The 15,069-nt window shown below is 42.6% G+C and carries 9 protein-coding genes and 1 tRNA gene; 5 read left to right on the top strand and 5 right to left on the bottom strand.

Annotated elements, in window-relative coordinates:
* Nucleotides 1–34: 34 nt before the first annotated feature.
* Nucleotides 35–772 (bottom strand): SDR family NAD(P)-dependent oxidoreductase, encoded by a 738-nt coding sequence (locus tag JMW61_RS13870; RefSeq protein WP_201551989.1) that lies wholly within the window; start codon nucleotides 770–772, stop codon nucleotides 35–37.
* 1,077 nt (nucleotides 773–1,849) lie between these two features.
* Between JMW61_RS13870 and JMW61_RS13865 the strand changes: the two genes are divergently transcribed.
* A complete protein-coding gene (locus JMW61_RS13865) occupies nucleotides 1,850–3,052 on the top strand; it encodes a pyridoxal phosphate-dependent aminotransferase (RefSeq protein WP_201551988.1) in 1,203 nt (400 codons plus the stop codon).
* Between the two features lie 287 nt (nucleotides 3,053–3,339).
* Nucleotides 3,340–3,415, top strand: a tRNA-Asn gene (locus JMW61_RS13860).
* A gap of 279 nt (nucleotides 3,416–3,694) precedes the next feature.
* Here the strand turns inward: JMW61_RS13860 and icmH are convergent.
* The 4 genes from icmH to JMW61_RS13840 form a co-directional block, all read right to left on the bottom strand.
* Complete coding sequence (icmH, locus tag JMW61_RS13855; RefSeq protein WP_110922442.1) at nucleotides 3,695–4,507, bottom strand: type IVB secretion system protein IcmH/DotU; 813 nt, start codon at nucleotides 4,505–4,507, stop codon at nucleotides 3,695–3,697.
* Nucleotides 4,508–4,740: 233 nt separating this feature from the next.
* Nucleotides 4,741–6,087 (bottom strand): type VI secretion system baseplate subunit TssK, encoded by a 1,347-nt coding sequence (gene tssK, locus JMW61_RS13850; protein ID WP_201551987.1) that lies wholly within the window; start codon nucleotides 6,085–6,087, stop codon nucleotides 4,741–4,743.
* A gap of 9 nt (nucleotides 6,088–6,096) precedes the next feature.
* The gene (locus tag JMW61_RS13845) at nucleotides 6,097–6,765 is read right to left on the bottom strand and encodes a hypothetical protein (RefSeq protein ID WP_201551986.1); all 669 of its coding nucleotides are present in this window, start codon (nucleotides 6,763–6,765) and stop codon (nucleotides 6,097–6,099) included.
* 43 nt (nucleotides 6,766–6,808) lie between these two features.
* Entirely contained in the window at nucleotides 6,809–7,843 is a 1,035-nt protein-coding gene (locus tag JMW61_RS13840; protein WP_227687499.1) for a M15 family metallopeptidase, read from the bottom strand.
* A 429-nt stretch (nucleotides 7,844–8,272) separates the two neighbouring features.
* Between JMW61_RS13840 and JMW61_RS13835 the strand changes: the two genes are divergently transcribed.
* The 3 genes from JMW61_RS13835 to tagF all read left to right on the top strand — a co-directional run bounded on the left by JMW61_RS13835 (nucleotide 8,273) and on the right by tagF (nucleotide 15,061).
* Entirely contained in the window at nucleotides 8,273–9,967 is a 1,695-nt protein-coding gene (locus JMW61_RS13835; protein WP_201551985.1) for a hypothetical protein, read from the top strand.
* A gap of 67 nt (nucleotides 9,968–10,034) precedes the next feature.
* A complete protein-coding gene (tssM, locus tag JMW61_RS13830; RefSeq protein ID WP_201551984.1) occupies nucleotides 10,035–14,084 on the top strand; it encodes a type VI secretion system membrane subunit TssM in 4,050 nt (1,349 codons plus the stop codon).
* A complete protein-coding gene (tagF, locus tag JMW61_RS13825; protein WP_201551983.1) occupies nucleotides 14,081–15,061 on the top strand; it encodes a type VI secretion system-associated protein TagF in 981 nt (326 codons plus the stop codon). Before tssM ends, tagF begins: the two co-directional genes overlap by 4 nt.
* Nucleotides 15,062–15,069: the final 8 nt, after the last annotated feature.

Here is a 15,069-nt window from a genome sequence, read left to right as displayed (position 1 = left end):
TGAAGAGTGAATTGAAGACACGCCCTAGTATCAGTTATTTTTTATTAAGCTTTCCACTGACTTGCTGCCACACTAAATCTGGCAATGTACCTAACGCCTTCAATGGCAAGGTTAGCTTCTTCGGGAATTCAATCACATCATGCCCGCTCGCTATGCCGTCGCGGATGGCTTGACTTGCCTGCTCTGGCGTCTGGATAAACGGCATCGGAAAATCATTTTGTTTGGTCATTGGTGTTTCTACAAATCCAGGAACTACCAAGCTGACCGATACATCATGCGGTGCAAGACTAATCTGTAGAGTCTTCATTAAATAATGAATGGCCGCCTTTGAGCTGCCATAAGCCTCGGCACGGGAAAAAGGCACATAAGCGGACGCTGAACCAATACCAACCAAGCGACCTTTTGAAGCAATTAACTTAGGTAAAACGCCTTCAATAGCGTGCGATAATGTACCCATATTGACGGACATCACTTTCATAAATGAAGCACTATCAAAGTTTGGCATATCTAGATATTCACACATGCCAGCACCGCAAATCGCCAAGTCAACCACATCTATTTTATCAAAAGCTTCTATTACTTTTTCTCGATCCATCAGGTCTAAATCAATGGTCTCAGCCCCCAATGATTTTAGCTCAGCCAATGCTGCATCATCACGACCAACAGCATAGACATGATGGTCGTCTAACAAATAATCTTTGGCTAATTGGTTGCCGATACCTGACGTTGCGCCAGTAATGAGAATATGTTGTTTCTTGGGAGAGTTAGTCATTGTCAGTATCCTTTATTATTTCTTTTATAATGTATAAGTCGATGCTTAACCAGATGTTACATACTCAGTTGTTATTGTTTTCTGCTATATAACATTAATCGCATTTCATTAAGCTAATGCCTATTTTATTTAAGAAATCTAAATAATTATAGTGTGTCGATACAGGTTTATTGTTGTGTCTTCGCAATTAAAATGAGCATAGAAGTACAAATACACTCGGTTTATCTAGCCAATGATAACGCTATGAATAATGACATTAATTCCTATTATTAAAACGTCTCTCTTATTCTATAAAAGATTGGTGAAAGTTCGATAGATGTTAGTTAATAGAGAAAAACAGCGCAGACAATATAGTGTGAATAACATAGAACTGCTAAACAGCTATTTTGCAAAATTTAGTCATTGTTAGCTCATGTATATAACTATCGATTGAATGTTGATTAAGTTGAATATACGTCTTGGCGCCTTGGGACAGCAAAATACCTAGATGCTACAATATTACAATCAAAGCACATTTATTATTCAGTATTATTTATAGTCTCAACGGCTTAAAAAACCACCTCATATTCGACACGCCTACAACTATCAATAGTCCATCAAAATACTATCATGAGACAATTATTTAGATCACTTATACCACTTTTATTTTTTTGCTTAGCAGTGGCTTGTAGCAGTGAAGTAGAACAACCATTCAGTTTGGATTATCTATACAGTGCGGATCCTACAGCTGATGCTCTGAAAGCAATTTCGAAGGGTGATTTACACGTTTATGCCACTTACAGTGGTGGTCCCTACACTCCCGAAATAAAGCGAGGGTGCGTTAGCGATGAAAATATTGTTCCAATAATAGGAACTACACATGGATATGAAAATTATAAGCAGCATCAATTCAATACTTCAGCGGATTTATACGCTAAATATTATAATTTTCAAATTAAAGCTTATCTCATTAGAAACGGAGATAAATGTTTGAGCTGGATAAACTAGGGTTAATATCATGTACTGGTTGCATGGAGCACGTTATACAATCAATATCAGCTGTTCACCCACTCTACTCTAATACAAAAAGGATACCTCATGAGCGAGATACAATTGTCTAACCGCGTCAACAACATCAAACCGTCACCGACTATGGCCATTACCAATAAAGCCAAAGAGATGAAAGCTGCGGGCAAAGATATTATCGGCTTAGGCGCTGGCGAACCTGACTTTGATACACCAGAGCACATCAAAAAAGCAGCGATTGACGCCATTAATAATGGCTTTACCAAGTACACTGCTGTTGATGGCACGCCAGAGCTGAAAAAAGCCATTATTGAAAAGTTTAAGCGTGACAACGACATCAGCTATGAGCCAAACGAAATACTAGTATCGGCCGGTGGTAAGCAATCATTCTTTAACCTTGCCCAAGCCTTTATTAATCCAGGTGACGAAGTTATCATTCCTGCGCCTTACTGGGTCAGCTATCCTGACATGGTCATCATCGCAGAAGGCGTACCCGTCATTGTCAAATGTCCTGCTGAGCAAGACTTCAAAATCACTGCCGACCAGTTAGAAGCAGCCATCACTGATAAAACCAAAATGTTGGTATTGAATAGCCCATCTAACCCAACGGGTATGATTTATACGTTAGATGAGCTAAAAGCCATTGCTGAAGTCTTGAAAAAACATCCACAAGTCTATGTAGCCTCAGATGATATGTACGAGCATATCCGCTGGACAGGTGATAAGTTCTACAATATTTTGAATGCTGCACCTGAGCTGAAAGAGCGTGCCATCATCTTGAACGGCGTCTCGAAAGCGTATGCCATGACAGGTTGGCGTATTGGTTATGCTGGCGGCTCTGCTAAATTAATCGGTGCCATGAAAAAGGTACAATCACAATCTACCTCATGCCCAGCTTCTATCAGCCAAGTTGCTGCCGAAGCGGCTATCAGTGGCGACCAAAGCGTACTAGAACCAATGGTAGCGGCCTTTGAACAGCGCTGTGACTTGGTCGTGAATGGCCTAAATGCCATTAAAGGTATTACTTGCCTGCGTCCTGATGGCGCATTCTATGTATATCCAAATATCGTACCGCTAATCAAAGCTGCAGGTCTGTCATCATGCACAGAGTTCTCAGCATGGTTGTTAGATAAAGTTGGCGTGGCAGTCGTACCTGGTGATGCATTCGGCCTTGGCGGTTACATGCGTATCTCTTACGCCACTGATGAAGCCACACTAAAAGATGCCTTGTCACGTATCGAGCAAGCAGTTGCAGATTTAGACGTTGCTGAATAAATTTCAAAGGCGATAAGTTCAGAAATATATTGATAGATTAAAATAGCGCTTAGAGAAGATGCCACATAGAAAGTATGTGGCATCTTTTTTATTCGCCTATCAATGACTAATCTTTGGGAAACAACCTCGAAAAATGCCTTATTACCTACTTAAAAGAATAAACTTTGAAAATTATGCAAAAAAAGCTTGACGTATTTTTTATCTTTGCTAGAATACGCCCCACTTAGCAAGAACTCGTTAGAGACTTTCTAAGCTCGTTGTAAGCGTATTTAATACTTGCAACCTATTCTCCAATAGCTCAGTTGGTAGAGCAACGGACTGTTAATCCGTGTGTCCCTGGTTCGAGCCCAGGTTGGAGAGCCACATTTTAGTAGTAAATTTTTTGAATTATTATTAATTCGATTATGGCATTTGCCAAAACCCTCATCAATTTGATGAGGGTTTTTTTATGGCTGTTATTTTCTTAATCTATATATGCAAGACGGACAATACAGATCAAATAATAGATACTATGCGCACAAAAAAGGGCATTAGTAATAGTCGCTATATAAAATAGTAACCATACTAATGCCCTTCTTATATTGCTGTCTGCTCGTAGAATCAATTCAGAGCTTCTACATACTTACCACAGCATAACTGTCATTAAGGTAAGAAAATCGAAATATGAGCCTGCTCTTTGTTCTCTTGAATCACATTATCATAGGCGGACAGCTGCTCGTTAGAGAAACTATTGGTAAATTGCCACATAGTTGCAAATATCACTGTCAATAATACCGCCATCACCGCCAAAATAATCCATAATGGCGTTTCGCTCGTAAGCGTATGTTTGATCTGATCAGGAATCGCCCAAAATGGTGAAAACTCGTTTTTGTTACCGCGTAGATGTTCAATCTCATCACCCAGTCGTGAGATAAGATAGCGGATTTTTTCAGGGGCTTCTAAACGATACTTTCCTTGAAAACCAAGCAGCATTGCGTAGTGGTAAACTTCTAGGGCTGGCAGACGCTTCTCCCCCTGCTCTCGCAGCCCATCTAGACGGTCGAAGAACTCATTACCAGCGACTTGTGAGCCAAACAAATCCAATTGCAACGGATTGAGCTCCCAAGAATCTTTTAGAGTTTGAAACTCTGGCTCTTGCGATGTCATGATGGTTTCATCAATCAGCGCACAATACGCGTACTTGGCTTCATGGATATCCTCTGACAGAAATCCTTTTTTGCGCGCATTCATCTCGAACTTATCTAAAAAATCATATATTTTTTGACGAAATTTGCGTGGCTCTGTACTGAAATAGTGATTCCGCAGTAAAAACACCAAATAAAAGCCGTCATACATGATATCAACCAGCGACTGGCTGCTGATACGTTTATCAAGGCCCGTTGCTGAGACTTTTGAGGCTACCTCACCTGAATCTAATAGCGAAGGCGCAGAACCCGTTGAATTATTCCCTGACATGATTGTTCCTAATGCTTATTATTTTGCGAATACTAATTTGCAAATGCTGGTTTGCGAATACTAATTTAAAAGCACTAACGAAAAGCACTGACGAATAGAAATCCTTAACGACTATTAATGTATAGACTAATAGATACATTGGTATATACATTAATAGTCGTTAAGTAGAAGCACTTTGCCTGTTTATATAAAGCTACACTCAAAGTTGAAAACGACAATAGCGATTAAAGAGACTACTGTACGATAGCCATCAGTTCAATTTTCAAGTCATCAAAGCCATTCGGCACATAAATACAGATAGATTCAGACTTTAGCATCTCGTCATACAGCTCACCTACCGGCTCAATAGTGAAGTAGCTGAATCCAGGTCTCACAGGTATCGCACTAGGCACTTGAGTAACGTGTGACACAGGTGAGCCTGGAAGCGCGGACAAGACCCGTTTCTCTACTGAATCGGGGGTCGCAATCTTAAAGCGGCGCGGTACGATATCGATGAGCTCATGCATTGGTAGCGACGAGCTAATAGACAGATACAGCTGTGAGCCACGCGTAATCTTGTCACTGCCCAGCTCACCAGTATAGTAAGACGGCTTATTCTGACGCAATGGAATCGATATAAAGTTGCTCGCAATGACCGTATTGAGCAGCTCACGAATGATCAGAATAATACTCACAAATGACTCATTAGCATTATCATGATGATAGGCAGGCAAATCGCCTACTTTATATAATGAGCTAAAAGTTGCTAACTGACTGGCCACATTCAACAGCGCTTCATAGAGGCGCTCTGGATGTAATTTAGCGTTGTTATATAAATGACTCAACTGAGAATATGCCGTATTCAGCGTATGTAACAACCAAAAAGAAGCAATATCTGAAGAGCGGAATTCTAGTAAGTCATTGTTGGACTGACGATGATGATCGTACAGCGAAGTAGACTTGGTATTAATCATAGTCATCAAACGATAGACCTGACTCACAAGCGCAGCATTACTCGTAATATGTACGCTCGGCACGATGTAATCATCGTCCACTTGATAAATACCTTGGGTCGTACGCACTAGCTTAGCAACCAGTAGAGACACGGTGTCTTGACTAGGCGCTTGCACAGAATGACTTAACTGTAAGCTAGGTGATAACTTAACGACATCAATAACGGCTTCGGCGGCTTGGCTGTACAAATCCTGCGCCTCAACAGCACCTCTGACATAGCGAGCGGGATTGTCACTGTGGTCAGTCTGTATATTGCTACCACCACTATGGACAATCTCTAAGCTCAAGAATACAAAAACTTCATCGCCATTGTCTTGAGTATCTAGCGTAATGGCTTTTGGCAACGCATCGGTACGAGGAGCCTGATATATTGTGCCATCTGGCAGTACAGCATAAATACTCTGAAAGCTTAATAGATTGCTTTCCAAAAGCTGTTTGTCAATCTGCACATCCGATACGCCATAAGCATAGGGATGCATCAGCATCATGCTCAATGCTCGCTGCGAGTCATGATAGGTGTCTTGAATCTGAAAATGCTGAGGTCGTAAGAATAGCCCCTCGCCCCATAGTACTTTGTGTTTACTCAAGACAATCTCCTACGAACAGCTAACAAGCGGCTGCTGATAATATTTAAGTTTGGTGGTAAATGTGGGTGCCTGATCTGGGCTGATACCTTCTACGATACTCACATCGCATGCGCCAATATTTAGAGTAAGTGAAGTATCAAAGTTGAGACTGGTAATAGGAATAAGGAACTGTGAGCGCTTTTTGGTGTATCTCAATCCCACTTTTACTGCGATAAAGCGTGCATCTTGTGGAATATTCAATGTCAAATTACTCTCACGATTGGGCACGACACTGACCTCTTTCGCTGCTAGCGATTCGATGTCAGTGAATTCGCTTTCTTCTTCCAAAAACGCAATATAAGCAGTACTCGCTGTACCTTGCTTTGCGCGTCCCGCATTGGCATTGGCCGATGGCTTGATCGTCAATGTGACCTGCTGACGCTTTAGCTGTTGCTGCAACGCCTGCTGCTCGGCAAGCATTGTCTCTAGCTGTTGCTGCTGCTTCTCTAGCTGGCCTTTTAGATTCTGTAAATCATCATTGTCACTGCTAATGATGTCTTTTATCTTATCACCAATACCAGACTCACCAGCCAGCTCAGAGGCTTTATCAGTTGATTGACTAAATCTGTCCGTGCTACATCCTGTGAGCACGCCACTTAACAAACAGGCAGTGGCTATTAACGCTGTCGGCAATGTCATACATCTGTCCATATTTTCAATTTACCTTGAAATATTATTATCATTATTGACTGGTCAAAATCTCTGCCATTTCTGGCCGACCGAGTACGCCTTTTTTACGCAGCTCAACATGCCCAAGATCCATCATTCGCCAGTCACCACCCCACACAAGTCCGGCAGACTTGGCTACTTTACCATATAATTTGTAGCCCCGCATCGCCCAAGGATCCTTTTCAGTTATGACAATCTTGCCATTTCTAATAAAGGCACTATCACCTGCTAAACCAAACTGATGATAGCTCTTATATGAGCCTGCTTTTGTCACATGCGTTCCTTTTTTGAGCAGTCTGCCTTGCCTTTCAGGGCTACGATACCCTTCTAAAAGCACCATGTCATAACCATATTGATCACTCATCACCTTATACACAGTCAACAGCCGTTGAACAAATTCCGAGTTCATCTTTTTCCAATTACGGTCAGCATTCTTGATGTTGATATGACCTCCACTCAAATGCGAAGCCAACATGTCACCTGAATAGCCAGTGCTATGATCTAGCGCATTTAAGTTAGACAGGTCAGGCTCAGGCATCATCAGCGGTCTATCTATCTGACTCACGTCCGTCTGAGCATCCGGCCAATAGTCCACATCCGCTTTGCTGGCTTGATAACTCGCAATCTCAGCATCAAGCTCATCGAATAGCTCTTCTGGTGGCGTTGGTGGCGGACGCAATCGCTCTCCTATCAGTAATTGGCTGATTTGTGTGCTGGTAGTGCTGGGTACGGTATCTTTCGCATGGTATACCGCCAGAGAATGATTGTTAATCAGCGCATAGCAAAGACCAGCGGTTGCCATGACAATCAATACCGACAGTGCTGATATAACTGGGACACGAGAGACATCGATACGCGAAGCCATGCTACTCAGCTGCCGAATACGAGAACGGAATGGTTTTGCTTGTGATTTGACGGCTAAGCGCTTAATTTTGAATCTGAATAATCGCTGAAAACGAACAGCTACTTTATTAAACAGTCGCGCGCACAGCTGCCTATCAAACAGCATGATAATCATGATGATAGAGACAATAGTAAATGCAGACACAGTCCAGTAAATCATAAAGAAGCAGCAACGACAGTTAAGGCGATGAAAACAAAAACAAACAGGCGTTTATTATTGGTATTGCGCAAGTATTATATAGACAAATGACCACCGTTTAAAATAAAGCTGACTTAATTACGTTAATTTTCTTATCTTTCCGTTTGCTTTTTTATTTATAAGTCATTTTATATTGAGATAATCTTATAAACTCTCACTTACAACCCTTTATATACCTTATTTTTATAGATATTTTTTGTTTGAGTAGACCGCCATCGATTACGCACTCCCTTCATAAGCAAATGACATATAAGTAAAATAAAGTCATCAAATATAGTAGAAAGTAGTCTATGAATGCCCTAAAATACTGCCTAGCAAGTTTATCTACATAGTAACAATGATAATAACAACCCAACAAATAGGGAGTTTAGATAAGTGGCTGCAAAAAAAATACTGTCGTACAGTCGCTTTATTTTAGGAGCGTTTTTAGGCATTTATCTCATTTTGGTTTGGATGTACTTCAAAGACAATGCCCGACAGCTGACTTCATCTGGCTTATTACTGTGGTTCGTTGCCATTCCTTTACTGTTACTTGGTACTATCATGGCACTCCTATGGTGGCAAAAAAAGCTAGATAAACAAGCCAGCAAGAACTCAGACTCCCTTGATGACATATCAAATAAAACAGAAAGTGCCAAGCAGCCCGATACTTATCAAGTATTTATATTTAGCCGTGTTTGCCTGCCTGAAGGAGACAGCTGGTCTGAAGTTATTGACAACGACGAAGACCTGACACTATTAAGTGATGAGCTGACAGATTTCGATGGCCTGCCGATACTAGTAAAACCGATTACCAGACTTACCGATGCAGCATCGCTACCATATCAGTATATATCTAAGGATTTGGAAGACGCCGACTGGGATGTTGACACCTCCGATGAAGACGAATCCAGATCAGAGCGTATGGCCGGATTGAATGACACAACTTTGCGCTTGTGCTCATTGATTCATGAGCAGCTTACTTTGAGCGATGAGATATGGTCCGTACTCGGTGAACATTTTTATCAACATCATCAGCAAGACAATATGCAGTCCAACTCGGCTGCCCATATTCATCCCGAATGGCAGCAGCATTACTTAGTTAGTGCCAAAGAAGGCAATAGCGATGAGACAATGGCGACCGCTCCTACTGTCCGTCTGTCCAACTTGCCTATCTATTTGTGCTTGCCTGCCAGCGCTGACTCAGCATCTCTTATCTCAGTAGTAACAGAACAGTTAGCGACCTACGGTATTCCTGAAACCGCACTCTCTTTTACGAATATCGCGACTGACGATACCGATGCAACAAGTGACAGAGTAAGCGAGGCAACAACGGCCAATCCTGCCGAGTTTATCAATAGACATATCATCTCCTTGTCGCAATCAGCTGCCCCTGACATTTGCTTGATGCTCATTGCAGATTCGCAGATTAGTGAAGAGTGGTTGGACTCTGAACTGTATTCCAATCAAACGGCCAATGTCATTCCTACTGAGGCTGGCGCTCTGCTGGTATTTTTTAATAAAGCGGCTCAGGATTTGCTGAATATAGATACCAGTACCCATATTCTATTAACTGAGATAGATACCCCAAAAGCCAACGATAGAGATAAGGAAGGTCACACCTCTAATCGCCTAAGTAATAACCGCCACTACCTTAATCATCTAACGACGATCCAAAAATTATTAATCGATAATAAGCTGTCACTATCACCGACCAATACGGCAGCACTAAATACTGTCAACAAACCGACAACAAAAGCAGATGATGCTGATTCCAAAACTAATGTTGCACTATCAGACCTCAGTATTACGGCCATATCAGACATTAATCCATCAAACCAACCTTATGACATGTCGGTATACATGAATTTTCTTGACGCATTTATAGCGCAAGGCGCTCTAGTAAACGAACGTCATTTAGGGCATTATATGCCATTGAATCACTGGTTAAAGCCATTTATTAGCTTATCGCTATTCGTAGACTTAGTCGAAAATGACCAACAAGAGTCAGACAGCGTATTTTTGATTACCCAACATAAGCATTGCACCATGCTTTGGTTAGCAGATGCCTCTCAGCAGTCTGAATCATAGCTTTTGGTGACGCTTTATTATTGAAAATACTCATTTTATTATCTTAAGATCACACTAGGTAGCACGCATGTTTTCAAGGTTTTTTCATCTTATCTATAACCCAAGAGTGCTATTAGCCTTGGGTATCATAGTCGCCTTAGTCTTGCTATACGACTACGTCCCTATCAAAACCTTTTTCATTATTATTGGCGTCCTAATCACCTTTACGGTGTTAGGAGCGCTTGCCTACTATCTGTGGAAGAAGCGCAAAAAAGCCTCAGATGAGCTGGCAAATTTGGTAGAAGATAATGGCGGTGAGGATACCAATGAAAATGGCACTCCTACAGCCAAAGATGAAAACACCCAAGAAGTACAAGCGCTACGTCAGCAAATGCAAGATGCGATCAAAACCATCCGCAAATCAAAAATTGGTGATCAAACGGGCAAAGCAGCATTATATGAATTGCCTTGGTATATGGTCATTGGTAATCCAGCAGCAGGTAAAAGCTCAGCCGTACTGCATTCTGGCTTAAAGTTCCCATTTATGGAGCAAACCAATAAGCTCTCTGTCAAAGGGGTCGGCGGTACACGTAACTGTGATTGGTTCTTTTCAACTGAAGGCATCTTACTTGATACTGCAGGGCGCTATTCTGTTTATGAAGAAGATCGCTCAGAATGGCTGTCGTTTTTAAGCCTACTCAAAAAGAACCGTCCTAAAGCACCGATTAACGGCATTATCATCGCTGTTAGTATCGCTGAATTGACCAAAAACGATCCAAATTATGCATTGGATTTGGCCAAAAACTTACGCAGCCGTGTTCAAGATTTGACTGAGCAGTTAGAAGTCTATGCGCCGGTTTACGTTGTCTTTACCAAGATGGATTTAATTTCAGGCTTTCGTGACTTCTTTAATGACTATGAGCAAGAGGAGCGTAATCAAGTATGGGGTGCGACCATCCCCTACCCTGAAGATCCAGATAACATCAACATGACCGATGTATTCGAAGAGCATTTTGGCATATTGGTAAATGGTCTAAAGGATTTGAGCACGACGAAACTGTCTTTACGCCATCAGCGGACCGTATCTCCTAGCTTGATGACATTCCCTATGGAGTTTCAGTCATTACGCCCAATGATACGAACACTGATGCACGCTCTGTTTGAGGACAACCCTTTTCAGTTTAAACCTATCCTTCGCGGGTTTTACTTTACGAGCGCATTGCAAGAGGGACAAGTTAGCAGTCAAATGACGCTGCAAATGATGCAGAATTACGACTTGCGTCCACCTGCTATCCAGCTCAATGCTCAGCAAGAAGCCGCAGACAAGCCTTATTTTTTACAAGACCTGTTTTCAAAAGTTATTTTAAAAGACAAGCATTTGGTCAAGCAGCACAAAAACCGTAATAGACGCAGTCACCGTGCGATTGCAACCTTAGCAGCTGTCGTAACACTGTGCGCAGCAGTGGGTCTATGGACGTGGTCTTATGCCAACAACAAACAGCTTACTGAACGCGTCGTGGCTGACTTACAACAAGTCGCAGCACTACAAAAGAACGCTAATGGCGACCTACAGTCTCAGCTTGAGTCGCTTAATATCTTACAAAGCAGAATAGAGCAACTTGAGGGTTATGAAGAAGACAAGCCATTGTCTTTAAGATTTGGTCTGTATCAAGGTGACAAACTCAAAGACAAACTGCTAGCAGAGTATTATAACGGTATCAGCATTATCGTGTTGGCACCCACCAAACAAAACATAGAACAGTTTTTGACCGAAGTGAACAGCAATACTGACCAGCTAGAAGTACGTACAGAGGACTCAACCACGGACGATGCCGCTGAAGCCGCGACTAATGATGCGTATATTCAGTCAGATCCTACGGATGTTGAAGACGCTTATAATGCCCTCAAAGCCTACCTCATGCTTGGCAATCATGACAACTTAGAGACCAGTCACTTGAGTGATCAGATGACACGATTTTGGCGTAACTGGCTTGAAGCCAATCGTGCAGATATGCCACGTGACAAAATGATTCGCCAAGCTGAGCGTATCTTGAGTTTCACACTGTCTCATGCCGACGACCCTGCCTTTCCACTCATTCAAAATGATTTGGGATTGGTAGACAAAACACGTACCAATCTATCGAAAGTCAGCAAAGGTCAACCTGCTCGTGATCGCGTCTACTCTGAAATTAAGATGCGCTCCTCTGCCCGCTTCCCATCCGTTACCGTTGCCCAAATTACGCAAGACACCAACAGTGAAGCACTACTGGGCAGCTATGTGATTTCGGGTACTTTTACCAAGCAAGCATGGGACTCTTTCGTCAGTGATGAGATAGACAAAGCCGCCACTACTAGAGTGGTAGCAGATGACTGGGTGCTAGCAACCAGCAGTCAGAATGACCTTACATTAACAGGCAGTCCTGAACAGATTCGACAATACTTGGTCAACCGCTACAAGCAAGAGTACATCAGCGAATGGAAACGGTTTTTATCGCAAGTATATGTTCGTGATAGCAAAGGATTCGATGACCATGCTGTGTTGTTGAATCAGCTGTCTAACCCCACAGAGTCACCATTAAAGACACTGTTTGAAACCGTCGATCGTCAGACACAATGGGATAACCAAGCGGCCAATCCAGCGGCAGCCAATGGTGGCCAATCTCGGCGCTCATTTGTCAATTGGTTCAAGCAGACCATACTGCGTCAAAGCCCTGCGGAGCTGCGACAGGCAGAAGCAGCGCTAGGCAACAATGGTAGCACCAGTGACACAGCAACCCCTACAACACAAGCACCGTCAGGGGTAATTGCTCAAGAATTCTCCTCTATACATGCCTTGGTAACACCAAGAGAAGACAATCAAGACCTGTCGCTATTGGACAACTATTTGGCGAGTTTAGGTAATGTTAGAACGCGCTTTAATAATATCGCTCGTAGTGATGATATCGGTCCTGATGCTCTGTTATTTGCTTCGCAGACTCTCAGCCCTGACGGTTCAGAGTTGACCAAATCTCTACAGATTTTGGACGAGCAGATACTGAGCCAAGCCAACTCTGAAATCAAACAACTCGTTCGACCGTTATTAAGTGAGCCACTAACCCGCTCATTTAATATGCTATTAACTCCCACTAAAGCGGAGATTAATAAAGTCTGGAAAGCACAAGTACGTAAGCCTTTCCTCGATAATTTAGAAAAGAAATATCCATTTACTGCCAATGCAAATTTAGAGGCAACACCCGCAGAGATTGGTCAGTTCTTTGGTGAAGACGGTTATGTGGCAAAATTCGTCAACGAGACGTTGTCACCCTTTATCATTCGCCGTGGTGATCAAATCTCTAGTAAGATTTGGAATGGTGCAGGCCTAGGCCTTAACCCAAAATTTGTCGCTGATTTTGGTCGTTACTTTACTAACTATACGGGTAGCAATACTGCTGGAACGACAGGTGCTGCTGGCAATGGTGGCTCTACCAATCAAACTACTTTCCAAATCATGCCACTACCCGTCAGCGGCTTGACCGAGTATACGATTGTGGTTGATGGTCAGCAGCTACGCTATCGCATGGGTACCCAAGCTTGGACGACCTTTGTATGGCCGAACCCAAGCAGCCAACCTGGTGCGAGCATTCGAGCTAAGGATTATGATGGCAGAGACTTTACCGTCTTTGAAGAAGCTGGTAGCTTCGGTGTAGAACGCCTCATCAATAGTGCAAAACGTACTGAGCTTGGCGACGATATCTTTGAGATGGCATGGTCAGGTGATGGCATCACTATCTCTGTACGCTTTAGAATCATCAGTGGCAATAGCAGTAATGCTACTCAGGGTCGCTCGACCAATCCATTCAATGGTATGAAGTTACCCGATGAGATTATCGCTCTGGGCGTCACGCGTACAGCAGCCCCTATTGCTGATAGCAATGCTGCCAATAATAGTACGCCTACCAATGGCTCGACAACCAACACGACAACGCCAAGCGGTGGGCAGAATAATACAACTCCTACGACGCCATCCAACATCTTAAACTTGACGCCTACTACTAATGCTAATGACACTGGCAATGCGCAAGCTGATACCCCTGTTGCGACTAACACCTCTACAGATAATGACTCAGCCGAAGCAGAAACTCAGGAGCAAACCCCATGACTCCTGAGCTTTTACCTTTAGTATATTTTGGCAAACTGCCTGCACGCGGAGACTTTGTGCGGGCACGTGCTCATATCTCAGAGACCAACGCGATTGACGAATGGGTCAGTAAAGCCCTAGTAAGCTCGGAAACACTATTCAGTGACCGATTAGTAGACAGGACGACGACCAATAAAACGGCTTTTTTAAACTTTAGTCATGTGGATACCAGAACCAATGAAATTATCACTGGCGTCCTGATTCCCAGTCATGACAGTAGTGATAGAAACTATCCGCTGATCGGTTTTGGTGTCCTATATATCGATAAACCCAAGAGTTGGATGAATTATTTGCCCATTAAGTCTGCTAGCATTTGGGATGAGACTTACGAAATTATAAGCGTAGCCAAGTCTAAGACAGACAGCACTGACTTGATGGAATATCTCGGTCATAGCCAGCTCACGATTGACAATAATGCCAGTACGCACTATTACGATTTTATCAATACCACGACTCTACACGATATCGCCATATTGATGAACATCGATAAGTCGCAATTGATACAGCAAATTATCGCGACTGGATTATTATTTTTACCGACATTCACGAAAGGCTTTCATGGTCTGAACAAAGCCATCTGTTGGTCACTCACTTCCGATAGAGCTGCCTCGATACATATGGCTACTTTTTGGCATGATTTGATCAGTGGGTTTTATCAACCACATCAGCTATATTTGAACACCTATCTCTACCGTGCCTCTAATTGCTATCGTCTGCTACTGAGCTTTACGAAACCTGACGGGCATATACTCAGTCAAATATCGGAGAGTGAGGACAGCTACCCTGAAGGCTGGGTTGTCATCGCTGATAGTGACTGGACACAAGGATATATTGAAGAAGATATCGGGCTGACCCGCTTCAATAAAGTCTTGTTACAAGACAGTCTCTACCTGTATGATACTAGGCAATTGTTTAAAAAAACATTTTTGGCACAATGATGATTCAT

Origin of the sequence: Psychrobacter fjordensis (genome assembly GCF_904845995.1) — a bacterium.
Taxonomy (GTDB): domain Bacteria; phylum Pseudomonadota; class Gammaproteobacteria; order Pseudomonadales; family Moraxellaceae; genus Psychrobacter; species Psychrobacter fjordensis.
Note: the sequence above shows the minus strand (reverse complement) of the source record. Positions and strands in the feature narration are given on the sequence as shown.

What these genes read in the sequence shown, in the direction of transcription:
- icmH (WP_110922442.1), bottom strand. Translation starts at nt 4,507, where the DNA reads ATGTCAGGGAATAATTCAACGGGTTCTGCGCCTTCGCTATTAGATTCA.
- JMW61_RS13845 (WP_201551986.1), bottom strand. Translation starts at nt 6,765, where the DNA reads ATGACATTGCCGACAGCGTTAATAGCCACTGCCTGTTTGTTAAGTGGC.
- tssM (WP_201551984.1), top strand. Translation starts at nt 10,035, where the DNA reads ATGTTTTCAAGGTTTTTTCATCTTATCTATAACCCAAGAGTGCTATTA.
- JMW61_RS13870 (WP_201551989.1), bottom strand. Translation starts at nt 772, where the DNA reads ATGACTAACTCTCCCAAGAAACAACATATTCTCATTACTGGCGCAACG.
- tagF (WP_201551983.1), top strand. Translation starts at nt 14,081, where the DNA reads ATGACTCCTGAGCTTTTACCTTTAGTATATTTTGGCAAACTGCCTGCA.
- JMW61_RS13865 (WP_201551988.1), top strand. Translation starts at nt 1,850, where the DNA reads ATGAGCGAGATACAATTGTCTAACCGCGTCAACAACATCAAACCGTCA.